At 60.7% G+C, this 21209-nt stretch carries 24 protein-coding genes and 1 tRNA gene; 9 read left to right on the top strand and 16 right to left on the bottom strand.

Features of this window, described 5'->3' with window-relative positions:
- Position 1: 1 nt before the first annotated feature.
- The 4 genes from ilvC to DM868_RS01755 form a co-directional block, all read right to left on the bottom strand.
- Positions 2-1000, bottom strand: a complete 999-nt coding sequence (gene ilvC / locus DM868_RS01770) for a ketol-acid reductoisomerase (protein WP_137275140.1) — start codon at positions 998-1000, stop codon at positions 2-4.
- Positions 1001-1005: 5 nt separating this feature from the next.
- Positions 1006-1638 (bottom strand): acetolactate synthase small subunit, encoded by a 633-nt coding sequence (gene ilvN / locus DM868_RS01765; protein ID WP_137275139.1) that lies wholly within the window; start codon positions 1636-1638, stop codon positions 1006-1008.
- Complete coding sequence (gene ilvB / locus DM868_RS01760; RefSeq protein ID WP_137275138.1) at positions 1635-3377, bottom strand: biosynthetic-type acetolactate synthase large subunit; 1743 nt, start codon at positions 3375-3377, stop codon at positions 1635-1637. Before ilvB ends, ilvN begins: the two co-directional genes overlap by 4 nt.
- A gap of 310 nt (positions 3378-3687) precedes the next feature.
- Positions 3688-4866, bottom strand: coding sequence for a LeuA family protein (locus DM868_RS01755; RefSeq protein ID WP_137275137.1), 1179 nt, complete (start codon positions 4864-4866; stop codon positions 3688-3690).
- 241 nt (positions 4867-5107) lie between these two features.
- Between DM868_RS01755 and DM868_RS01750 the strand changes: the two genes are divergently transcribed.
- The 6 genes from DM868_RS01750 to DM868_RS01725 all read left to right on the top strand — a co-directional run bounded on the left by DM868_RS01750 (position 5108) and on the right by DM868_RS01725 (position 9459).
- Entirely contained in the window at positions 5108-5479 is a 372-nt protein-coding gene (locus tag DM868_RS01750; protein ID WP_137275136.1) for a response regulator transcription factor, read from the top strand.
- Between the two features lie 215 nt (positions 5480-5694).
- Positions 5695-6195 carry a gamma carbonic anhydrase family protein gene (locus DM868_RS01745; RefSeq protein WP_137275135.1) on the top strand — a complete coding sequence of 167 codons (501 nt, stop codon included), beginning with the start codon at positions 5695-5697 and terminating at the stop codon, positions 6193-6195.
- A gap of 244 nt (positions 6196-6439) precedes the next feature.
- Positions 6440-7429 (top strand): PLP-dependent cysteine synthase family protein, encoded by a 990-nt coding sequence (locus tag DM868_RS01740; RefSeq protein ID WP_137275134.1) that lies wholly within the window; start codon positions 6440-6442, stop codon positions 7427-7429.
- A 162-nt stretch (positions 7430-7591) separates the two neighbouring features.
- The gene (locus DM868_RS01735; RefSeq protein WP_137275133.1) at positions 7592-8761 is read left to right on the top strand and encodes a chemotaxis protein CheC; all 1170 of its coding nucleotides are present in this window, start codon (positions 7592-7594) and stop codon (positions 8759-8761) included.
- A 17-nt stretch (positions 8762-8778) separates the two neighbouring features.
- Positions 8779-9033, top strand: coding sequence for a hypothetical protein (locus DM868_RS01730; protein WP_342776364.1), 255 nt, complete (start codon positions 8779-8781; stop codon positions 9031-9033).
- A 168-nt stretch (positions 9034-9201) separates the two neighbouring features.
- Positions 9202-9459 carry a helix-turn-helix domain-containing protein gene (locus DM868_RS01725; RefSeq protein WP_137275132.1) on the top strand — a complete coding sequence of 86 codons (258 nt, stop codon included), beginning with the start codon at positions 9202-9204 and terminating at the stop codon, positions 9457-9459.
- 11 nt (positions 9460-9470) lie between these two features.
- On the opposite strand, the gene DM868_RS01720 is transcribed toward DM868_RS01725, so the two are convergent.
- The 4 genes from DM868_RS01720 to DM868_RS01705 form a co-directional block, all read right to left on the bottom strand.
- Entirely contained in the window at positions 9471-11498 is a 2028-nt protein-coding gene (locus DM868_RS01720; protein ID WP_137275131.1) for a methyl-accepting chemotaxis protein, read from the bottom strand.
- A gap of 261 nt (positions 11499-11759) precedes the next feature.
- A tRNA-Arg gene (locus DM868_RS01715) sits at positions 11760-11833 on the bottom strand.
- 40 nt (positions 11834-11873) lie between these two features.
- Positions 11874-12224, bottom strand: coding sequence for a twin-arginine translocase TatA/TatE family subunit (locus DM868_RS01710; protein WP_137275130.1), 351 nt, complete (start codon positions 12222-12224; stop codon positions 11874-11876).
- 115 nt (positions 12225-12339) lie between these two features.
- The gene (locus tag DM868_RS01705) at positions 12340-12636 is read right to left on the bottom strand and encodes a Sec-independent protein translocase subunit TatA/TatB (protein WP_137275129.1); all 297 of its coding nucleotides are present in this window, start codon (positions 12634-12636) and stop codon (positions 12340-12342) included.
- 121 nt (positions 12637-12757) lie between these two features.
- Between DM868_RS01705 and DM868_RS01700 the strand changes: the two genes are divergently transcribed.
- A complete protein-coding gene (locus tag DM868_RS01700) occupies positions 12758-13237 on the top strand; it encodes a redoxin domain-containing protein (RefSeq protein ID WP_137275128.1) in 480 nt (159 codons plus the stop codon).
- Between the two features lie 42 nt (positions 13238-13279).
- A complete protein-coding gene (locus DM868_RS01695) occupies positions 13280-14095 on the top strand; it encodes an HD domain-containing protein (protein WP_137275127.1) in 816 nt (271 codons plus the stop codon).
- Between the two features lie 23 nt (positions 14096-14118).
- Here the strand turns inward: DM868_RS01695 and DM868_RS01690 are convergent, their stop codons facing one another.
- From DM868_RS01690 to DM868_RS01680, 3 genes are all read right to left on the bottom strand, one after another.
- Positions 14119-14712 carry a DUF7504 family protein gene (locus tag DM868_RS01690; RefSeq protein WP_137275126.1) on the bottom strand — a complete coding sequence of 198 codons (594 nt, stop codon included), beginning with the start codon at positions 14710-14712 and terminating at the stop codon, positions 14119-14121.
- Positions 14709-15326, bottom strand: coding sequence for a HalX domain-containing protein (locus DM868_RS01685; RefSeq protein WP_137275125.1), 618 nt, complete (start codon positions 15324-15326; stop codon positions 14709-14711). Before DM868_RS01685 ends, DM868_RS01690 begins: the two co-directional genes overlap by 4 nt.
- Before the next feature lie 63 nt (positions 15327-15389).
- Positions 15390-15692, bottom strand: a complete 303-nt coding sequence (locus tag DM868_RS01680; protein WP_137275124.1) for a hypothetical protein — start codon at positions 15690-15692, stop codon at positions 15390-15392.
- A 572-nt stretch (positions 15693-16264) separates the two neighbouring features.
- Between DM868_RS01680 and DM868_RS01675 the strand changes: the two genes are divergently transcribed.
- A complete protein-coding gene (locus DM868_RS01675; protein ID WP_137275123.1) occupies positions 16265-17257 on the top strand; it encodes a restriction endonuclease in 993 nt (330 codons plus the stop codon).
- 85 nt (positions 17258-17342) lie between these two features.
- Here the strand turns inward: DM868_RS01675 and DM868_RS01670 are convergent, their stop codons facing one another.
- The 5 genes from DM868_RS01670 to DM868_RS15255 all read right to left on the bottom strand — a co-directional run bounded on the left by DM868_RS01670 (position 17343) and on the right by DM868_RS15255 (position 20836).
- The gene (locus DM868_RS01670) at positions 17343-17696 is read right to left on the bottom strand and encodes a type II toxin-antitoxin system PemK/MazF family toxin (protein WP_137275122.1); all 354 of its coding nucleotides are present in this window, start codon (positions 17694-17696) and stop codon (positions 17343-17345) included.
- Positions 17697-17699: 3 nt separating this feature from the next.
- Positions 17700-17966, bottom strand: coding sequence for an AbrB/MazE/SpoVT family DNA-binding domain-containing protein (locus DM868_RS01665; protein WP_137275121.1), 267 nt, complete (start codon positions 17964-17966; stop codon positions 17700-17702).
- 273 nt (positions 17967-18239) lie between these two features.
- Positions 18240-18632 carry a PIN domain-containing protein gene (locus tag DM868_RS01660; RefSeq protein WP_137275120.1) on the bottom strand — a complete coding sequence of 131 codons (393 nt, stop codon included), beginning with the start codon at positions 18630-18632 and terminating at the stop codon, positions 18240-18242.
- The gene (locus DM868_RS01655; RefSeq protein ID WP_137275119.1) at positions 18629-18871 is read right to left on the bottom strand and encodes an AbrB/MazE/SpoVT family DNA-binding domain-containing protein; all 243 of its coding nucleotides are present in this window, start codon (positions 18869-18871) and stop codon (positions 18629-18631) included. Before DM868_RS01655 ends, DM868_RS01660 begins: the two co-directional genes overlap by 4 nt.
- 147 nt (positions 18872-19018) lie before the next feature.
- Complete coding sequence (locus DM868_RS15255; protein ID WP_222845446.1) at positions 19019-20836, bottom strand: hypothetical protein; 1818 nt, start codon at positions 20834-20836, stop codon at positions 19019-19021.
- Positions 20837-21209: the final 373 nt, after the last annotated feature.

Genomic DNA, 21209 nt, shown 5'->3' with positions numbered 1-21209 from the left:
GTTACTCTCCGCCCCACGCGAACAGCGCGCGCAGGTCTTCCCCGACGTCCTCGATGTCGTGGTTTTTCTCGGCCTCTCGGCGCTGTTTGTAGCTCGGTCGGCCGGCCTGGTTCTCGGTGATCCACTCGCGCGCGAAGGTCCCGTTTTGGACCTCCTCGAGGATCTCCTCCATCTTCTCTCTGGCGTGGTCGTCGACGATCCGATCGCCGCGGGTCAGGCCGCCGTACTCGGCGGTGTCGGAGACCGAGTTCCACATCTCCATGTTGCCGCCCTCGTACATCAGGTCGACGATCAGTTTGAGCTCGTTGAGACATTCGAAGTACGCCATCTCGCGGCTGTACCCGGCGTCGACCAGCGTCTCGTAGCCGGTCTTGACGAGCGAGGTGACGCCGCCGCACAGCACCGCCTGCTCGCCGAAGAGGTCGGACTCGGTCTCCTCGCGGAACGTCGTCTCGATAACGCCGGCCCGTGTACACCCGATCGCCTTCGAGTAGGCCAATCCGATATCGTGGGCGTCGCCCGTGGCGTCGCGGTAAATCGCGAGCAGTCCGGGCGTCCCCTCGTCGCTCTCGTAGTTGCGGCGGACGAGGTGGCCGGGCGACTTGGGCGCGACCATCGTCACGTTGATCCCGTCGTCGGGCTCGATCTGGCCGTAGTGGATGTTGAAGCCGTGAGCGAACTGCAGCGTGTCGCCTTCGGTGACCACGTCTCGGATCTCCTCGTAGAGGTCCGGCTGGACCGTGTCGGGGACGAGCACGCTCACGATGTCGGCCTGTTCGGCTGCGTTTCGCGGCGTCGCCACGTCGAGTCCATCCGCTTTCGCGGCGTCTCGGGAGGACGAACTCTCCCGAAGGCCGACGACCACGTCGACGCCCGAGTCGTCGAGGTTTTGCGCGTGGGCGTGCCCCTGGCTCCCGTAGCCGAGGATGGCGACCGTCTTGTCGTCGAGTACTGTGCTGTCCGCGTCGCCGTCGTAGTAAATCTGTGTGTCTTCGTCCATGTGTGTTATGTGTGTCTCTCGTCGACTCTCGCCGTCTCCTCTTCGCCGCGCGCCAGCGCAGCCTGTCCCGTCCGTGCGATTTCGCGAATGCCGAACTGCTTGTACGCATCGATCGCGTCGTCGATCTTGCCCTCTTCGCCGGTGATCTGAACGGTGATCGTTCGGGGTCCCGCGTCGAGCGTTTGTCCGTCGTACATCTCCGTGATGGCCTGCACTTTGTCCGGCTCGTCGCCGTCGACTTTGAGCAACACCAGTTCGGAGGCGACCGGATTCGAATCCAACTCCCGAACGTGAACGACCGGGACGATCTTGCTCAATTGCTTTTTGATCTGATCGATCCCCGGATCGGGTTCCTCGACCACGAGCGTGATCCGCGAGTACCCCTCGTTCTGCGTCGGGCCCACGGTCAGCGACTCGATGTTAAACTGTCGGCGGTGGAACAGCCCGGACACCCGCGCGAGCACGCCGGGCTCGTTATTCACGTACGCGGAGATCGTCGTACGTCGCGGTTCGTGTTCGGCTTCGATCTCCGGATCGATTCGGATTCCCTGTGAGTTCCGCCGGCCGACGGGGCGAAGTCGCTCCTCCGGTGGTGGCCCTTCGAGGCCGGTCCGGTGGACGTTCTGTCGACGGCTCATAGCTGTCCCTCCGTGAGGGCGAACAGTCCGTTGTCCCCGCCGCTCGGGACCATCGGATAGACGTTCTCTCCGGGATCGATGTGGACGTCGATGACGCTCGGCCCGTCGTAGCCAAGCGCCGCTTCGATGACCTCCTCGACCTCGTCGTAGGTGTCGATCCGGAAGCCGCGCGCGCCGAACGCCTCGGCAAGCGTGTCGAAATCCGGGATCCACGGGTACTCCGAGGCCATGTGGCGCTCGCCGAAGAAGGCGTCCTGCCACTGGCGGACCATCCCGATCGCGCTGTTGTTGAGTACGACGACCGTGATGTCGAGGTTCTCTCGGACCGCGACGGACAGTTCCTGACACGTCATGAGGAACGAGCCGTCGCCGTCGAAACAGACGACGTCCTGCTCGGGCGCTGCGAGCTTCGCACCGATCGCCGCGGGCAACCCATAGCCCATCGTCCCGAGCCCATGGGAAGTGACCCACGTTCGGGGCTTCGTCCACGTCCAGTACTGCCAGGCCCACATCTGGTGTTGACCGACGCCTGTCGTGACGATCGTGTCGTCGTCGGTCAGCTCGTCGAACCGCTCGACGATGTACTGCGGTTTGACCGGCTCGTCGTCGGGGGCCGCGTAATCCATCGGGTACTCCGATTTCCACGTCTGGCACTGCTCGACCCACGACTCCGTCGCGGGCGAACCGACCATCGAATCGGCCAGCTGGTCCAACACGACCTTCGCATCGCCGACGAGCGGGTGATCGGCCTCGATGTTCTTCGAGATCTCCGCGGCGTCGATATCGACGTGGATAATCTCGGCGTCGGGGGCGAACGTCTCGACGCCGCCCGTGAGGCGGTCGTCAAAGCGCGTCCCGACAGCGAGCATGCAGTCGGTCACCGTGATCGCCATGTTGGCGTATCCGGTGCCGTGCATGCCGGCGATCTCGAGTGAGAGCTCGTGGTCCTCGGGGAACGAACCGGTCCCGGGCATCGTCGTGATGACCGGAATCTCGTGCTCCGTGGCGAAGGCGCGCAGTTCGTCGCTGGCTTCGGCCTTGATCACGCCGCCGCCCGCGAGGATGACTGGCTTCTCCGCGCGTGCGAGCGCCGTGGCCGCCTCCGAAACCGCATCCGAATCGGCTTTCTCCGGTGGGGCGTACGTGTCGGGTAACTCCGGGGCACCCGGATCGTCCGTCGTCTCGCCGTTGGTCACGTCCTTCGGGAGATCGACGAGCGTCGGTCCCTGCCGCCCGCGATTTGCCAGCGCGAACGCCGTGCCGACGTCGCCACCGACGGAGGTCGGATCGTCGGCGAAGAAGTTCGCTTTCGTCACCGGACTCGTGACGCCGACCGTGTCCGTCTCCTGGAAGGCGTCGTTTCCGACGAACTCCGTCGGCACCTGTCCGGTCAACGCGACGAGCGGGTCGGAGTCCATGTTCGCGTCGGCGATCCCCGTCACGAGGTTCGTCGCGCCCGGACCGGACGTCGCCATGCAGACGCCCGGATCACCGGTGACCGTGCCGTACGCGTCCGCGGCGTGGGCCGCTCCCTGCTCGTGGGCCATCGTGATGTGCGCCATCTCTGAGTGGTACAGGGCATCGTAGACGGGCATGATCGCGCCGCCCTGGACGCCGAAGACGTGTTCGACGCCCGCGTTTTCGAGGGAGCGAACGACCGCGTCGGCTCCCGTCTCTATCTCTTTGGGAGTCGTGTCGGTTTCTGTTTCGGGTGGTGATTGCGCCTGTTCCCCGCTCATCGTTCCGCCCCCGTTCGATACCGTCGATTGGTGTCTCGTGTGTACATTGTTTCAGCTGTGGAGTGGTCTACGTCCGATGCGAACCGCGATCGTGAGAAGTGTGGTATAGGGGCTAGGCGGCCCCTACAATAATGGTCGCGAGGCTGACGGCGCCAGCGAGTGTGGCCGTTCGAACCGTCGCGTCCGTCATCACTGTGATCCTTGTATCGCGGATATTCATAAACGTTCCGCGTCACGGGTCCGCCGGCCGTCGCAACGCCTTCGACCACTGGTCGCTGTGGGCGGGAGCGAACGGCCGAGGTCGGCATCCTTAGATTCGAACCTCCTCGCGTCGGACCCCGACCTCTCGGGCGAACTCCTTGAGGCGCTCGAAGGTGACCTGCTCCTTTTGCGCACCGTGATCTTTGACCAAGCGTGTCACCTCGCGAACCTCCGCGTCGGTCGGTTCGAATCCGGCGTCTTCGAGCCGCTCTCGAACCGAGTGTGTACCGGTGTGTTTGCCGAGCACCAGTTGACGGGTGGCACCCACCATCTCGGGCGTCATGACTCCGGGTTCAAACGTGTCGGAGTTCTCGATTACGCCCGCGGCGTGAATTCCAGACTCGTGAGAGAACGCGTTGCTTCCCACGATCGGCTTGTTCGCCGGGATCGGCATGTCGCTTTTCTCCTCGACGACTTTGGACAGTTCGGTGATCCGCCGGGTGTCGATGCCGGTGTCGACGTCGTACAGCGATTCGAGCGCCATCACGACCTCCTCGTAGGCCGCGTTACCGGCGCGCTCGCCGATTCCGTTGACCGACACCTGCGCCTGCGATGCCCCTGCTTCGTACCCGGAGATGGCGTTTGCGGACGCCAACCCGAAGTCGTCGTGGGTGTGGACATCGACGCGCGCATCGGTGTGGGCGACGACGTTCTCGACCATGTCGTAGAAGCGTCTCGGCGTCGCGACACCGACGGTGTCAGGTAGGTTGATCCAGTCCGCTCCGGCCTCGGAGACGGCCTCGACAACCTCGTTCACGAACGATTCCTCGGTACGCGTGACGTCCATCGGCGAGTACATGCAGGTCGCGCCGGCCTCCTTGACGCGCTCGACGGCATCGACCGAGCGTTCGAGCGCCTCCTGGCGGGTGGCGTGCATTGAATCCTGCAGCTGTACGTCGCTGGTGGAAGCGAACACGTGTACCATCTCGACGCCTGAATCGAGGGCGGCGTCGATATCTTTGTCCACGACGCGGGCGAGCCCGCACACCGTGGTCGACGTCGCGTCGGCGATGTCTCGGACGGCTTCGAACTCCGCGTCGGAGTTCACCGGGAAGCCAGCCTCGATGACGTGGGTCCCCATGTCATCGAGGATGGACGCGATCTCCCGTTTGTCCTCGTAGGAGAACGAGGTTCGGGGGGATTGTTCGCCGTCGCGCAGCGTCGTGTCGAAAATTCGGGCCTCACTGATCTCTGAGGTACTATCTAGTGTGCCCTGGAAGAACTCGATCCGCCGGCGAAGCCGACGAACCCTCGTGCTGTGTCATTGCAGTTCGTCCAAGCGTCTTCGAGCTATTTAAACTTGCCTGTCGAGTGTCCGCAATCTCGGACCGAACGGTCATCGAATCGAACAGTTGGCTGACGTAGGACCATCATACTCCCCCAAAGCGTGCGTCGAACCGACCCGAAGCGTCGAAGTGGTGGCTGGTAGACGAAACCTACTATATCCGTGCACCTGAACGTATCAGGAAATGGGTGGCGAACCGACCGTCGTGATCGCCGAGGACCAACCCGATCTCAGAAAGCTCCTGGTGTACACGCTCGAATCCGAGGGGTACACCGTGGAGGCGTTCGGAGCCGGGGACGACTGTCTGAAACACCTCCAGGCTGAGCCGGTTCCGGCGCTCGTCATCCTCGACATCATGATGCCGGGAATGGACGGCGTCGACGTTCTCGAGCGTATCCGCGAGGACGATCGACTCGCGGATATCCCAGTGGTCCTTCTCAGCGGACGCGGACGGGAGTCCGATGTCGTCGCCGAGTTCGAGGCGGACGCCGACGATTACATCACGAAACCGTTCAGTCCGAGCGAACTTCGGGCTCGCGTCGCCCGCCTCCTCTGATCGTGTCCGCCGCCTCGCTCTCGAAGCCGGCTCCGAGACGGATCGTCCCGTGAGAAACAGCAGGCGCTCGGCTGGCAGGTGTTGCTCGAGGAATCGCTTTTTGATGCTCGCAGGGGGGCTCCGGTCCTTCGCCGACCTCGAAACCCATTCGGGGAGCGATTGAGCCACCCGCTCTTTCGCGAACGTTTACCACCGGGCGGTCCGTCGCTCGCCGTATGATACGGAGTTTCGACGGATACGAACCGGAGATTCATCGGGACGCCTACGTCGATCCGGCCGCCGTGATCATCGGCGACGTGACCATCGAGGCGGACGCGAGCGTGTGGCCGAACGCGACGATTCGCGGCGATCACGGTTCGATTCGGCTCGCGGAGGGTGCGAACGTCCAGGACAACGCCGTCCTCCACGAAGGCGTCGAGATCGGCCCGTACGCGACCGTTGGGCACTCAGCGATCGTTCACACGTCGACGGTACACGCGCGAGCGCTCGTCGGGATGAGTTCGACCGTTCTCGACCGATCGGTGGTCGGCGAGCGGGCGATGGTGGGGGCGAACAGTCTGGTCACCGAGGACACTCAGATCGAACCGGAGACGCTGTACGCCGGCGTCCCCGCCGAGTTCATCAAGAACGTCGAGTCGTCTCCGTGGACCGAAGCCGGCGATCGATACGTCGAACTCTCGCGGAAACACGCCGAAACGTCCGAACGTCTCGATTAATCGTTCGCCGGGTGAACGGTGTCCCGGATCGCGGCGATGGTGGCGAGATTTGTGCCGGGGATCGCTCGAATCGCGTCCGAAGCGACGAGGAGGGCGACGAGGAGTCGGCGGACCATACAGCTCGTCGACACCGTGTATATGTATGTTTTTTCCACCGGTACGGATCGCCGAACTGCTCACCCACCCGATCGCTACCGGGGAACGGTTCATCGGGATTTTATATCCGCCCGCCGAAGCTTGATCCATGAAACGGGGGATCCTCGACACGATCGGGTCGCCGCTGGTACAGGTCGAATCGCCGCCGGGATCCGTCATCGCGGCCAAGATCGAATCGAAGAATCCGGGTGGGTCCGCGAAAGATCGGCCGGCCCTGGCGATGGTCGAGGCCGCCGAAGCGGCCGGTGAACTCGAAGCCGGCGATCGGATCGTCGAACCCACCTCGGGGAACACGGGGATCGGTCTCTCCGTCGTCGCCGCGGCGAAGGGGTACGACATCACGGTCGTCATGCCGTCTTCGAAATCGCCCGAACGGCGGCAGATAATGAAAGCCTACGGCGCCGACCTCGACCTCGTCGACGGGACGATCTCGGACGCGAAGGACCGCGCCGACGAGCTCGAAGCCGACGCTGGGATGGTCCAGCTTCGGCAGTTCGAGAACCCGGCAAACCCCGAAGCGCACTATCGGACGACCGGCGAGGAGATCCTCGAACAGGTCGGCGACCGGCGGATCGACGCGCTCGTCGCCGGGATCGGCACCGGCGGGACGATCTCGGGAACCGCAAGACGGCTCACCGAGGCCTTCCCGGAGATGGCGGTCGTCGGCGTGGAACCCGACGAAAACGCGGTCCTCTCCGGTGGCGAGTCGGGCGACGACGACTTTCAGGGGATGGGACCGGGATTCGTCTCGCCCAACCTCGATCGGGATCTCCTGACCGACGTCGAGACCGTCGACATCGACGCCGCCGAAGCGGAGTGTCGGCGACTCGCTCGCGAGGAAGGGATTCTCGTCGGCCAGTCGTCCGGTGGGTCCCTCGTCGTCGCAAAGCGCGTTGCGAGACGACTCGCCGCAGAACGGGGCGTCGATCCGGATCGGTGTCCCGGCCCGAACAACGAGGTCGGCGTGCTCAGCGACAGCCCACCGCAGGAAGCGCCGATTGACGACGACTGCCCGCTCGTCGTCACCGTCTTTTGGGACTCCGGTGAGCGTTACATGTCGACCGGACTGTTCGACTAGCCCGTCTTTCGAGCGCTGTATCGGACCGGGGAGTTACTACGTAGCCATACGCGCTCGGCATATGGATCGCGTAGGAACGCCGGGGGCGGCACCATCGCCTCGAGTCGCTCGATGCATCCGAGATCGTCCGACCGCCGAGCGAGCCGTGCGGAATAGCGCCCGATGAGAATCGCCATCCGGCATCTCGAAGCGTACAACCGTCTCGCAACGAACGGTGCGAGACAGGCCGCTCGGGCACTCTCGCAGATGATCGGCATCCGGATGACACACGACGTGACGGACGTCAGTCTCATTACAAACGACGCGCTCTCGGACGTGTTTGGCGGCCATCGTCACGTCGCCGTACAGGTCGGGCTCTGCGGCGGTCTGTCCGGGGAGACGGTGTTGATCTTCGATCCGGACTCGGTCGGCCGGCTCCGGAAACGGCTTCGATCGACTGGCGGGCGGAGTTCCCTCGCCGGCGGCCCGTTCGCCGAACTGGGCAACATCATGATCGGCGGGTTCATCGACGGCTGGGCGAACCACATCGACGCGCAGATCGACATGACCCCGCCGACGTACATCGAAGCGACCGGGACCCGTATTCTCCCAAAGATCACGAGACAGGACGCGGCCGAAACCGGCGTGTTTCTGTTCAAGAGCGAACTCACCGCGACCGATCGCGAACTGACCGTTCCGATCTACCTGATCCCCGAGTACAGCGAGTTCGTCGATCTGCTCGGGACACGGTCGGACCGGCTCTCAGTGCCGGCCGAAAAGCTCCTCGTCTTCGACGGGTTCGCGACGCGAAGCGCGGAGCGGGCGTCGAGACAGATCGCACAGATGACCGGACTCGCAACCGACGTCTCGGTGAGCCAACTCAGATTCACATCGTTTTCGAATATCGCGGCTCACGTCGGGGACGACGAATACGTCAGTACCATCTTCGAACTGAACGGGGCGCCAAGCGGCTTCTTCGTCGCGCTGTTCGGCGAGCGATCGGCCGACCGTATCGCATCCGCGATGCTGCCAGCCGGGACCGATCTCGGGGACGAGATGGCGGACGGGGCGATAACGGAGTTGGGAAACATCATCACCAGCGGGTTCATCGACGGCTGGGCGAACACCCTCTGCAGCAGCATCGAGCACACGCCGCCGGAGCTCATGCGGGACTCGGGGCAAAACATCGTCCGAGCCGTCCAACGGCGGATCTCGGGGGAACAGGAGTACGCCTTCACGATCGATACGACGATCGAACTCGACGATCGGGAGGCCGAGGTTCGGCTCTACGTGCTCCCGAAAACGGCCGAATTGACCGAAGCCCTGAATGCACTACCGGCGCCTCGGCCGTGACGAGGGCGGGTGATCCGGTGTTCTCCGAAGCAGAGGAACTTTACCGTGTTAACGGCGATCTCGAATCGATGACCGACGACGTTCCGAAAATACCGATCGTGTGTCCGGTCTGTGAAACGCGAGCGAAGATCCCGTTTTCTAACGTCGAGGAGACGGTCACCGATCACAACGAACGGCTCCACGACGGCGACCCGGTTGCGGCGGTCGACCCGGATGTTTTCGATCACCTCGCAGATCAGGTCGCGGTCGATCTGGGACTGCTCGAAGGGTGATCGGCGACGCATCCCCAGCGATCCCCATAGCCACCGTCGATTGACGGGGAAGCTTCGAACCGCGTCGTTGCCGAGCGTCCCGCTATTGTATATATATGTACTCCGGTCGTGCGGCTGTGTCGTCCGATCGACGGACCATTAACTCGGTTCGACGAGTCGTCGGAATCGATGGTAGATCCCAAATCGGCAGTCACATCCCTCCCGCCGAGTGCTAAACTCGTCTACAAGACGCTCCAGTACGAAGGGCCGATGACGCAGGCCCAGTTAGCGGATGCGTCATTGCTCCCCCAGCGAACCGTTCGGCACGCCCTGAAAAAGCTCGAAGACGTCGACGTCGTCGAGGAGTCCGTCTATCTCATGGACGCCCGAAAATCGAACTACCGACTCGCGGGGGACGACGCGGCCGCGGAACCGCCGCTTGTCTGAGGATCCCCGGGTTACCGTGCCGGTCGATCGTCACCGGAGGTCAGCCGTTCCACCTGCGCGGTCAGTTCGTCTATCGCGACGGTTTGGGTTTCGGCTTCCTCGACGATCTCATCGGTCTCCGAAGCGACCTCAAGCGCGTTTCCTCGCACGCTGTCGACCGTCGCGGTCACCTCTTCGACGGTCGATGCCTGTTCGTCGTTCGCTCTCGCGACCTCGTTGATGCCCGCAGCCGCGTCGTCGACGCTCGTCGAGACATCGCTCAGCGCCGATAGCGCGCGGTCGATCCGCTCGTCGCTCGCTTCGATCCGCTCGTGGGCGCGCTTGACCTCCGAGACGGTCTCGTCGGTCCGTCCCTGGATGGCTTCGACGAGATCACCGATCTCCTTGGTGTGTTCTTGGGTCTCATTGGCGAGTGTCTTCACCTCTTCAGCGACCACGGCGAACCCGTCGCCACCCGCATCGACCCTCGCCGCTTCGATGTTGGCGTTCAACGCGAGGATGTTCGTCTGATCTGCGACGTCCGAGATGATCTCGACGACGTGTTCGATCTCCTGCATACGGTCGTCGAGTTCGGTGACGGAGTTCACCAATCGTGCGCTTATCTCCCGTACGTCGTCGGTCGCTTCCCTCGCGTTTTTACCCGATTCGACGCCCGATTCAACGCTTTCGAGGGCGTCCTCGGCCGCGGTTGCGACCTCGCTCGAACTCGTGGCTACCTCCTCCATCGTCGCGGAGAACGATTCCATCTCCGCGCTGACCTCCTCGAGCGCTTCGTGTTGAGCGTCGACTCGCTCGTCGATGGCATGGGCGCTATCGGCCGCGCGATCGATAGAGACAGATAGGGCGTCGGTCTTCTCCTCGACTCGGCCCACGAGCGCTTCGAAGCTTTCGGCCATCTCGTTGACTTCGTCGGTGACGCTCAACAATTCCTCACTGACGACGCCGTATTCGTCCTCGTACTCGGCGCGGGCCGAGAGATCACCCTCCCCAATTCGTTCCAGCGTGTCGGTGATCGCCGTCACGAGATCGGTGATCGCCTGCTCGTGGCGGACGTCCGCGGACCGATCCTCGATGAGTTCGAGAACAGCGAGCAGCTGCCCCGAATCGTCAAACATCGGGATCGCAAGGAACTCGATGTGAACCGCCTCTCCCCGCGTGTTTACTGAGACGCTACTATCCCCGTACACCGGCCCGTCGTCGAACTCGAAATCGTCGTCCAGCCGTTCGATGTCCCAGTTGGCTTCGGGGTCGTGCGGCGTCTCGACGATCTTGTCTGCGAGCGTCTTGTGCCGCGAATCGTCCGTGTACGTTGCGGCTGCGATCGTGTCCCGACAGTCGAGTCCGATGTACTCGCGGTGTCCAGATTCGAGACCGAGTTGCTCGTTGATGTTCGAGTTGTACTCGAGAACGGTGTTCTCGTCGTCGATGAGGAATGCCGAGTACGGGAGCGCTTCGATCAGCGCGCGAGTCGTCAGTACGCTCGAGGCCCGTTCGTCCGTCGGGGCGTCAGCAGCGCCCTCTGTGATGAACTCGTCGACGCCGAGCTGCGCATCGACCATCGCGGCTCGCATCGTGGTTCGGAGCGACGTCTCGACGTCGTCGGCCGACTCACCCGCTCGGATCTCGTCGAACGCGCGTTCGACCGCCTCCTCGAACAGCGGCACGAACGAGGCGACGTACGACGACGGAGGGACGTGTGCTTCGGCCAGTTGGCTCGCGGCCGAGGTGACCCGACGCGCTCGGTCGAGATCGATCGGCCGTTCGTTCACTTTCGACCGATTTCTCGCCTGCTGTGCGAGCGCCTGTCCCGCGGTCGAGTCCGGATAGTAGCGCTCGAGATCGACGGCGGACACGTCGAAGGGATCGCCGCCGTCATCCGCCGCGGCGGCGTCGATCCCCACGGCGTTCCGTGCGCGCTCTACGCGCTCGTCCAACCGGTCGGTACCGGGAGAAACCGTCGTAGGCGCTTCCCCGGTCTCTTGAGGGCTCGAACGACTGCCGACCACGCTCGCCAAGTGGGGAATGAGGCTATCAAACATGGAGTTACCCGTCGATCGATACCGGAGACATATGATTGTACGGGCGGTTTGAACGCATATATTACGTGATGGATTTAAATATGAGTGGGTCTGCAGACACCGTTCAGAACGGGTAGTCTGGAGCGAACGGGCCGCAGAGAACGGACGTGGCGGAATTCGAACCGCGGTCGGACGTGCTCGCTCATCTTGTTCGCTGTACGCGACCTCCCTGCTTCGAATCCCTCAGCCCGTTTTCACTGCTCACTATCGTTCGAAGGAAAACGGACGTGGCGGGATTCGAACCCGCGATCTAGAGGTTAGGAACCTCTCGCCCTGATCCGCTAGGCCACACGCCCGCAGGTCCAGAACGATCGATCACCGGTTAAGCGGTGCGGTTCAGTTCGTCTCTTCGTCCGCCTCGGCGTCGTCGATATCGAGTTCTGTGTCGTCGTCGGAGTCGACCGCATCGTCGTCGTCGGTTTCGATCTCCGGCTCCGACTCGTCGTCGGTTTCGATCTCCGGCTCGTCGGCGGCCGTCTCTGGAGCGCCGGTGGCACCCTCGCGCATATCCTGTAACTCCTGTTCGACCTCTTCGCGTCCCTTTTGGAACTCACCCATCGCCTCGCCCGTCGACCGCGCGAGTTGCGGGATCTTGTTCGCGCCGAACAGCAGGACGGCGATGAGCAGGATGATCAGAAGCTCCGGTCCGCCGGGGATCCCGAACTGGAGGGGAAGTGTGGATGCCATTGCTACCGGACGCTAGTCCAGTCGTGATTATAGGCTTTTTCCTCGGACGCGGCGGCGATGGTCGACAGTAGCGTGGGTACGAAGCGGGCGAGAGAAACGGGCTGTGCGAGTCGATCTACGCGCCGGATCGATCGGGGTCGGCGTCCGACTCCAGCTCGGCGTCCGCATCTGGCTCGAGTCCGGGTTCGGGCTCGTCCTCGACTGTCGGTTCGTCCGACGGCTGCGCGCCCGAACGCATCTGTTCGAGTTCGCCCTCGACCTCTTCGCGGCCCTTCTTGAACTCGCCCGTGGCGGTTCCCATCGACCGCGCGAGCTTCGGCAGCTTGCTCGCGCCGAACAGCAGGATGAACACACCAGCGATCAACAGCAGCTCCGGCGGACCCAATCCACCGATGAACAGCGGCAATGTCATACTTCGTCGTTCGCGCGGGTACTTGTATGCCTTTCGCCGTCGGCCCCGGAGACGACGAGCAGACCGGTCGGAACCGTCTCGAACCGAAAGTAACACAATATTACCACCCATCGTTGGAGATATGGTACAAGTAGGCGACACTGCACCCGATTTCACCGCACCGATGCGAACACCAACGGGCGAAATCACGGAGTTCACGCTCTCGGACGAACTCGGTGACGGCCCCGTCGTCTTGGCGTTCTTCCCCGGTGCGTTCACGAGCGTGTGTACCGGCGAGATGACGACGTTCCGCGACCGACTCGACAGCCTCGCCGACGCCGGTGCGTCCCTCTACGGCGTCAGCATCGACTCGCCGTTCTCGCTCGGCGAGTTCGCCGAACAGAACGAACTCAACTTCCCGCTGATCGGCGACACGAACAAGGAGGTCATCGAGGCGTACGACGTCGTGATGGACTTCGCGGACCTCGGGATCTCCGGCGTCGCCAAACGATCCGTTTTGGTCATCGACGACGACGGCGAGATCACGTACGCGTGGATCTCGGACGACCCCGGTGTCGAACCCGACTACGACGAGGTCGAATCGGCGGCCAACGACGCGTAAATCGTCGGATCCTTTTTGCGGTCGCCCGGCGACGCAGTTCACATGAGCGATGGCACCGATTCGAAGAACGGCCGACACTACGATCCGAAGGCAGAGCATTGCTTCCCTGATGGGCCGCTCAACGACGTTCTCGAACTGATTCGAGCCGACGAGGAGATCAACGCGTACCTGGAGGCACAAAACGTCAACCCGGTCGCACGGATGGGCTACAACGATCACGGCGCGAAACACATCGAGATCGTTCGAAACGCTGCGCTCCGTCTCTACGACCTGTTGAAGGCCGGCAACGTGGCGTTCAACGGTGCGCTCGGGCAGGGCCTCGAGGAGGCCGACGAGTCGGTCATCATCGCGCTCGCGGCGACGTTACACGACATCGGACACGTCGTCCACCGGGAGGATCATTCATACTACTCGATTCCGCTCGCGGTGGACATCCTCGACCGAATTCTTGACGAACTGAACCGATACGATGTCGCAGACCGCGTCAAGCTGAAGGGAGAAGTTCTCCACGCGATACTCTGTCACCACGCGGAGGAGACGCCGCTAACGCAGGAAGCGGGCGTGGTGAGGGTCGCGGACGCGCTCGATATGGAGCGCGGCCGGTCGCGGATCCCCTACGAGAAGGGTGGGCGTGGCATCAACACCCTTTCGAGTCAGGCGATACGGCGGGTGTCGCTACAGCCGGGAGACGAGACGCCCGTGCTGGTGGAGATCGAGATGACCGATGCCGCAGGCGTCTATCAGGTCGACGAACTCCTCCAGCACAAACTCCTGGACTCAAGGATCGAAGAGTACGTCCGCATCGTCGCGATCAACACCCACAGCGGTGGCGACTTGGTCGAGCGGATCGAAATGTAGGGATGGCAGCCAGATCGTCTGCCCTACGGCTCGAATCCCGTCCCCGCTATCGACACGCCGCTCTCGTCGATAGACGCCTCACAGTCGAACACCGCACGGATCGTGTTGTGCGCCTTCTCCTCGTGCATCGTCGGATCGAGCGAGAAGGCACCGAACATCCCACCTGATCTGATTCGGGCGGTGAACACGTGTAAAAATCGGAACATGGTCCGGAGTTCGGTGTACATGAGTGCGGTTGATACCGATATGATACCGACGCGCGCTCGAACGGATTGGTTCCCGCTGTCCTGATCGAGTAGTTTCGCGAACTCGAGGCTGATCCCCGTGAGATCACCGGGCGAGTTCAACTGCCGAACCGGGACGCCCTCGACGTTGCTATCGGCGTTCGTGCAGTCGATGATACCGATCTGGTCACGTGCCACGCCACGACGTTCGAGTTCTTTAACGACTGTCTCCGCGCCCGTCGTCATCGTGATGACGATCACCCGTTCGTCTGCTTCAGGGGTGACGACGTCGAGAACGACCTCATCGGTCAGCGTGGACGGGCCGGTGAGCAAAAGGCTCACTCCGCTGTCGAACGACGAGATCGCCTGCAGGTCGTCTACTCGATAGCTCACCGATCGTCACCCTCGATCGTCGAGGATTCGTCTCGCGGTCGGTCGGCCTCGATGTCGCGTACCATCGCGACGAACTCGTCGTCGTTCATCTCCGGCAACGTCGTATCCAGATCGTCGCGAAGTTCGCGGATCCTCCCTTGCAACTGTCCGAATTCGTCGTTGTCCTCGAGTTCCTCCTTCGGCTTCGATGCGCGAAGTGCGGCCTGCTTCGACGAGAGCGCGTAGAGTTCCTGCTCGATCTCGTCGAACTGCGATCTCGAGAGCAACCGTTGGATCGTATCGAGCAATTCCTCGCGTTCGACGGGTTTCGTCAGGTAGTCGTCGAATCCCATCGTGATGACGTCGAAATCGGGTTCGACAGCGGTCACCATGGCGACCTTACAGGTCGACGCCCGTGATCGAATCTCCCCCAACACCTCGTCGCCGCTCATCCCAGGCATCAGTCGATCGAGCAACACGACATCGACCTCGGAATCGAACGTTTCGAGTGCTTCCTCACCACCACCGGCGGTCAAAACCGTATACTCATGATCTAACCACCGAACGTACAGTTCGATGAGTGCCTGCTCGTCCTCGACGACGAGAATCGTCGGCTGGTCATCTCGATCGGCCATTCTCTACGACCCCTTTTTGTGCGTCTGTGTGATATGTATTCCGGCGTGTCGCTGTCCGTCGATCTATTCGGACACGAGGTCGGTGGCGGATCGAGCGTCGAGCGCGTAGTACACCGCGAGAACTGACGTTACGATGAGGCTCAACTCGAGACCGTGTCCGAGGAGGTGGAACAGCCCGTGTGCGTGGGTTCCGAGCGCCTCCACGCCGACTCGTGTGCCACCGGCGATCATCGCCGCGCCGAGGAGTGCGCCGACGCGCGACCACCCGTCTCTCGTGAGTGCGAACGCGCTCGCAAGCACGACGACCGCGAATGTGAGGATGAGTACGGATTCGTAGAACTGGTGCCCCGAGTGCAGCAGGTACATACACCACGATGCGCGTGGGGAAGCTACAACGTTTTGATCCGTTTCTGTTTCACCCGCTATCTGAACGACGGGATTCCGACCACTTCGCAGTCTCGATGGACCCCCTATCTTTCTGCGAGGGCGTACTCATTGTAGCTCGCTCGACTGTTGGAAATTTTGACATAAATGGGTCTTCTTCTGTGGTATTTGTCTCGATGATTCGGTAAATACGTCCGACTTAGATACTTTACAGCGACTGGTGTTGGGTATTTCGAAATGTGAGTTTTCGACGGAAGTCCTACTCCCACACCCCGTTATCGATTTGTTCGATTAACCACTGTAGTGCGGTTTTACATTTTATAAGTTATAAATACCTGAATTTGCCCTTGTGACACAACCCTCAACCCCACCGTCTCAATGTGGAACAAATCGATAACGGGGTGTGTCTCTGGTTGATAACTATCTATGTCTCCAGAATCTTTTCCCTTGTCTCGACACACGTATTATTAGGTCGGGCCGTCAAAAGTCAGCCAGTACGCATTGCACATGCACCCAACTGACTCGTTACCGTATCGCGCTTGGGGTGGATTCTGATGAAACGGTTCCTCCGATATGTCTTCTACCGGGAGCTGTACAAGTGGCTTCGGAACGTTGGAAAAGACGACGCTAATTCGACTCAGCGTGATTCAGCGGGGACCACGAACTCGCCTGCGGGGCAGATTGAGGAATTACCGCTTGATGAGGGCCCGATTGAAAACACAGGGGAGTTGAAAACGGTCCTCCAGCAGATGGATCCGTACGACTTCGAGCACTTCATCGCGGACCTCTGGACTCGAATGGGCTGGCAAACCGATGTCTCCACTGCGTCGATAGACAAAGGTGTGGACGTCACTGCTCGCAAACAACAGCCATACGAGCAGACGACGCTCATTCAGGCGAAGCGGTACGGGCCAAACACGACCGTTGGGTCCCCTGATATCCAGCAGTATGCGAGCCTCAGTCAGCAGTACAACAACGTCGATAAGGTCGTCGTGGTGACAACGAATGAATTCACGAACCAGGCTCGTGAACTCGCTGACCAACTCAATGTAAAACAGATTGACGGGGATGATCTCGCGTCTTTGGTGGTTGAACAAGACGCACTTGATCTCGTTGATGATTATCTTGAGTTCGTGACGATCGCTGAGTCCGATCAGCCCTGTGACCAACCGCAGCAGGGTACCGACGGAACAGACGGTGAACAGCGAGTAGCAACTGAACCCGGAGCCGACGACCGCGCAGTAACACCAGACAGAGACTCTGTTGCGGTGTCGTCTACCGTGTGGGAGAAAGCGATTATGATCGCTATCCCGGGCTGGCTCGTCGCGTTCTTTGGTATTGAATTTCTCCCTGAAGCACTCTGGGGAATCGTTTTCTTTGCTGTTTGGCTTGGGCTCCCGGTTGCGCTGTTCCTCGATGCGAGATACGTTCGAGAACGTCGAGACTGGCCGCAGTACTGGTGGGCGTACGTCGGTACGTCACTCGTCTGGCTGCTTGCGATCATCCCAGCTGGCCTGTACTTGTGGCGACGTCGGTCTCTCTCGTAATTGCGCACTGGTCACCAACAGAACCGAAGATATCGAGCATATCATCGATGTAAAATCTGTAATGTGAGGAGCAAGGACGGTTCCACTAGAGGCCTTTCAGACCGAGACTGTATTCGAGGGCATCATCGACTTCTTCCATACGGGAGTCAGGAATGGAACCAACATTGTCCGTAATGCGGTGTTCGATAGAGACAGTACGAATCTGACTACAGAGGGCAACTGAGTCTTCTCTCAAGGAGCACTCATCGGCCGAGACTAGAACTTCGAAAGGATACAGCTGGTCTCCACGGGATGTCGTGAATGGGACGACAATCGTCGTCGGGGCGTTCTCGTTCCCAACGTCGTTTTGCACGACGAGACATGGGCGTGTTCCACGCTGCTCCGAACCTTCCGTCGGGTTGAGGTCGACGATAACGATGTCCCCTCGTCGGACGTTCATCAGCTACCAATCCGGCGCATCGCCGAGATATTGATTACTCTCTAGGGACACGCCGGCCATCTCTTCTTCAAGGGCTTCCGACTCTGCTGCGTACTGGCGATAGCCTTCGGCGAGTACGTCTCGGCTTACTGGCTTCTCGATAGTGATTTTCCCGTCCTCCTCGTGGATGATTACCTCGTCGCCCCCGTGAATGTCGAACTTCTCCCGGAGCTCCTTCGGGAGGGTGACTTGCCCGCGTTCCCCGACCTTGCGCTCCTCGCTGCGGCTCATACATACTCATATCATATTCATACTGAAAGCGCTTTCGGCCTTTATTCACGTCCATCACGAATATCGATGCAAGCGGAGGCCGAGTCCATTTGATAGGGGTTAAGCACACTCACGCCCGTTGACAGCACCATGCTTGATGATTTTGAGATGGACCGGTTTGAGTGGTTTCTAGTTCTACAGGCGTTCTACGAAGAGAATCTTGGGTTCGAGATAAGCTACCTGACTACGCCAGAAGAATTATCTCGTTCTCGCCACAGAATCCGAGCGGACAAATCACTCCTCGCCGGTATCACTAGGTTCCAACGGAACCCTCGAAACCTCGATATTCTCGTAATCCTTCTCCGAGGAGAGCACATCTAACCGTCTTGTTTCTGCGGTCGCTGCGTGGAACGCGTCGAACGGAGTCATTCCCTCTTCGTAGTAGTTCACAGCTTTGAGAACTACCTGCTTCTCCTCCTCGTCACGGACGGGAACTAATTCGAGCAGATTGGCCACGAGCGGAACGTAATCGAACTCGTAACGTTCCCGAGCGAGGACGAGTTCGAGATACGAGAACGCCGATGTTTCGACTTCGTGTTCGTCAAGCGCAGCTTCTGCCGACTCCTGTAGCCTATCGGTGTCCTTCGCGAGCGCGAGAAAAAAGCCTGTTTCGACGTACACCGTCATCTACCGCCCTCACTCCGGGCTTCCGCCTCCGCCTCGTCCTCGATATCCTCTCGTATCTCTTCCACAGACGCATCCCGGAGCTCGCCTGCCGCTGCGCGGACAGCCGCGAGCGGGTCGTCTGCGACCGGAATGAGTTCGATTCTATCCTCGTAGGTCACGATGTGGTACCGCTCCCCGTACTTTTCTCGTACCCCTTTGGGGATGTAGAGGCGACCCTGCTTGTCCGTCTCTGCTGACATGGATGAGTGTTGGGTGGCACAGTCGAAAAATCTTTCCACGAAGTTGGGAACAGTATCACTATATTAATTGATTCGAGAAGATGTATCGTGGAATCTATCTACCTGAACAAGGTGGAGCAACGGGAAAGCCGCTGAGGGAGAAGTCGTTCAGTTCACGCTCTTCGAGAGTTCTGCGCCCGTCTTGAATTTCACCTCGTTAGACGCACTCCCAGCGATAACCAAATGAAGCACCGGCGCATCCAACGGACAATGCGTCACCACAACGTCGCCGTCAGCTCCATGGGTGTCTCCGCAGCTACCAGACTCCGCCTTTGAGGAAGACACCTTCCCCCAACAATACACTTCTCCATCCGCCAACACACCAGCCTCAACCAACTCTTCCACCGTGGCCGAATCAATCCGCGCCCCTCGACGAGCCCGCTCACCCGATACGGCTCGCGATAAAAAGTCACTGAGCCCATCACCATCATGGTCGCCACCAACCCCACTAGCGTCCACACCGACCACCTGCGTCTCACCAGCCACCGTCAACGCAGTCACCGACTCCTCGAACAGCCCTGCTTCGTCAAGAACCCACCCACCCGTGTAGACGAGTTGCTCGTTACTCCGACACCGCTTCACGTACAACAACGCCCGAACCGGTACCGGGCACTCCGGCGGCTGTACCATCACCTGACAGACGATAGTCGGCGTCTCCGAACTCTCGCCCGACTCCGAGCCCCACCCGCTCAAGTCCGACGGCTCGTACGCTTCACTATCAACAGGGCACACGAGCGTCGACGGGCCCATATCAGTTTCTGATACCGTTGGCGGGGTATTCACTACGGTTACCGTCACTGTCCCACCACCATTACTCAGAGACACCAGCCCACCACCCGTCTCAACTGGCCCCGAAATCGCAGCCGACAGATGCTCGGTATCCCCACATACCTGCCCCGGATGGATATCAGGGTCCGTATCGTCACAGTCCTCACCGCCATCAGCCGCCTTCGTGTTGTTCCCCCACGCGTACACCTTCCCGTCATCACTAGCCCGCCCCGTCATGTACTCGATGAACCGCTGCGGAGTCACTTCCTGAGCAAGACTTTCGTTTCCACCCGGCACTTCCGTATCAGGCAGACACACGGCGAACCGCTCCCCAACCATCGGCGAGCCATACAGATACTCGACGAGCGCGTCTCGCTCCTCGTTACTGGGGTCGACTCCCGGGGCGACGAGGTAGTCACCGACAAGGATGTCGTTCCCATCTCCACCGACCGCTTCGACTGCCTCACTCCACTGTTCGTCCGCAACGTGTTCTCTCGCGTGGCTCACCTCGTCCTCAATCTCCGCAACGTTCTCTAAAGCCTCGACACAGGACTCATCAGAACATCGCTCTAACTCGGCTCGAAGCGCAGCGAGGTGCTCGTCCATCTCGTCTATCGCTTCTGTAATTTCCTTATCTGTCTCTGGATTCCGTCCTGTTCGTGCACTCCGCTTCGATATCGCTAGGACTGCCCTGTCAGCAGCATCCTGAACCTCGGCTTCCAACTCCAACGCCGTTCGAAACGTCTCGTCGTCTTCATCAACGTCGTCATCGATGATGTCGACTGGTTTGTAGGCCGACCGATTGTTCCGGGGAGAATTGTAGTCCTCGCCTCGAACGTCGTCGTCGGAGTCAACTCCATCTTCGACTCCGTCGTCATCCAAATCAGGGTCGTCTATATCAGCAATCGACCGATTACTCCGTGGACTGTTGTAGTTCTCCATAGCGATGGCCGTGACCCACGCTTCCAGCTCCACGTCCCCCGAGAACAGTCCAGACCCGCCAGATAACGTCGGAGTCAAGCGACTCACGTGCGGCTCGCCGACCGACTCGTCGTCTCCTGCAAACACAGCCGCTGGAGACGCACCTGTATTCGTCACCTGCGACGCCACTCGGCTCGCACAGCCGCTTAGCCCACCAGCCACGACGACGCCGGTCATTGCGAGAAGATGGCGACGACTAATGATACCGCGTGACATTTGATGGGTGCCAACCTCCGGTCTTCGTGGGTTCATAATCATTTACCCGAAGCGAGGTGATAGTATAAGCTTTCTTATAAAATTGGTTCGGCGGTGTCCAACGGGCTTACTTCGGACTTCGTCGTTGGATTCGAGTTCTACCGTCAGAGTCGCGAGGCAGAGCGGAATAGCGACAATATACGCATTCCCTGTTACATCAGTTGGCTACCTGAACAAGGTGGGGCAGCAGACGACTCTGTGAAAAGCTCTTAGCGCGCGCAGCTATAGTCGTCCATGGGCCAATACCGGCAGTAAGTTTGTTATAAACCACGGTAATCTTGACTCTAGCAAATCG

The organism is Natronomonas salsuginis (assembly GCF_005239135.1).
Taxonomy (GTDB): domain Archaea; phylum Halobacteriota; class Halobacteria; order Halobacteriales; family Haloarculaceae; genus Natronomonas; species Natronomonas salsuginis.
This window is presented reverse-complemented; position numbering and strand designations above follow the sequence as displayed.

Excerpts from the sequence above, each read along its gene's own strand:
- ilvC (WP_137275140.1), bottom strand. The coding sequence starts at position 1,000 with ATGGACGAAGACACACAGATTTACTACGACGGCGACGCGGACAGCACA.
- ilvN (WP_137275139.1), bottom strand. The coding sequence starts at position 1,638 with ATGAGCCGTCGACAGAACGTCCACCGGACCGGCCTCGAAGGGCCACCA.
- ilvB (WP_137275138.1), bottom strand. The coding sequence starts at position 3,377 with ATGAGCGGGGAACAGGCGCAATCACCACCCGAAACAGAAACCGACACG.
- DM868_RS01750 (WP_137275136.1), top strand. The coding sequence starts at position 5,108 with ATGGGTGGCGAACCGACCGTCGTGATCGCCGAGGACCAACCCGATCTC.
- DM868_RS01745 (WP_137275135.1), top strand. The coding sequence starts at position 5,695 with ATGATACGGAGTTTCGACGGATACGAACCGGAGATTCATCGGGACGCC.
- DM868_RS01740 (WP_137275134.1), top strand. The coding sequence starts at position 6,440 with ATGAAACGGGGGATCCTCGACACGATCGGGTCGCCGCTGGTACAGGTC.
- DM868_RS01735 (WP_137275133.1), top strand. The coding sequence starts at position 7,592 with ATGAGAATCGCCATCCGGCATCTCGAAGCGTACAACCGTCTCGCAACG.
- DM868_RS01725 (WP_137275132.1), top strand. The coding sequence starts at position 9,202 with ATGGTAGATCCCAAATCGGCAGTCACATCCCTCCCGCCGAGTGCTAAA.
- DM868_RS01720 (WP_137275131.1), bottom strand. The coding sequence starts at position 11,498 with ATGTTTGATAGCCTCATTCCCCACTTGGCGAGCGTGGTCGGCAGTCGT.
- DM868_RS01710 (WP_137275130.1), bottom strand. The coding sequence starts at position 12,224 with ATGGCATCCACACTTCCCCTCCAGTTCGGGATCCCCGGCGGACCGGAG.
- DM868_RS01705 (WP_137275129.1), bottom strand. The coding sequence starts at position 12,636 with ATGACATTGCCGCTGTTCATCGGTGGATTGGGTCCGCCGGAGCTGCTG.
- DM868_RS01700 (WP_137275128.1), top strand. The coding sequence starts at position 12,758 with ATGGTACAAGTAGGCGACACTGCACCCGATTTCACCGCACCGATGCGA.
- DM868_RS01695 (WP_137275127.1), top strand. The coding sequence starts at position 13,280 with ATGAGCGATGGCACCGATTCGAAGAACGGCCGACACTACGATCCGAAG.
- DM868_RS01685 (WP_137275125.1), bottom strand. The coding sequence starts at position 15,326 with ATGGCCGATCGAGATGACCAGCCGACGATTCTCGTCGTCGAGGACGAG.
- DM868_RS01680 (WP_137275124.1), bottom strand. The coding sequence starts at position 15,692 with ATGTACCTGCTGCACTCGGGGCACCAGTTCTACGAATCCGTACTCATC.
- DM868_RS01675 (WP_137275123.1), top strand. The coding sequence starts at position 16,265 with ATGAAACGGTTCCTCCGATATGTCTTCTACCGGGAGCTGTACAAGTGG.
- DM868_RS01670 (WP_137275122.1), bottom strand. The coding sequence starts at position 17,696 with ATGAACGTCCGACGAGGGGACATCGTTATCGTCGACCTCAACCCGACG.
- DM868_RS01665 (WP_137275121.1), bottom strand. The coding sequence starts at position 17,966 with ATGAGCCGCAGCGAGGAGCGCAAGGTCGGGGAACGCGGGCAAGTCACC.
- DM868_RS01660 (WP_137275120.1), bottom strand. The coding sequence starts at position 18,632 with ATGACGGTGTACGTCGAAACAGGCTTTTTTCTCGCGCTCGCGAAGGAC.
- DM868_RS01655 (WP_137275119.1), bottom strand. The coding sequence starts at position 18,871 with ATGTCAGCAGAGACGGACAAGCAGGGTCGCCTCTACATCCCCAAAGGG.
- DM868_RS15255 (WP_222845446.1), bottom strand. The coding sequence starts at position 20,836 with ATGACCGGCGTCGTCGTGGCTGGTGGGCTAAGCGGCTGTGCGAGCCGA.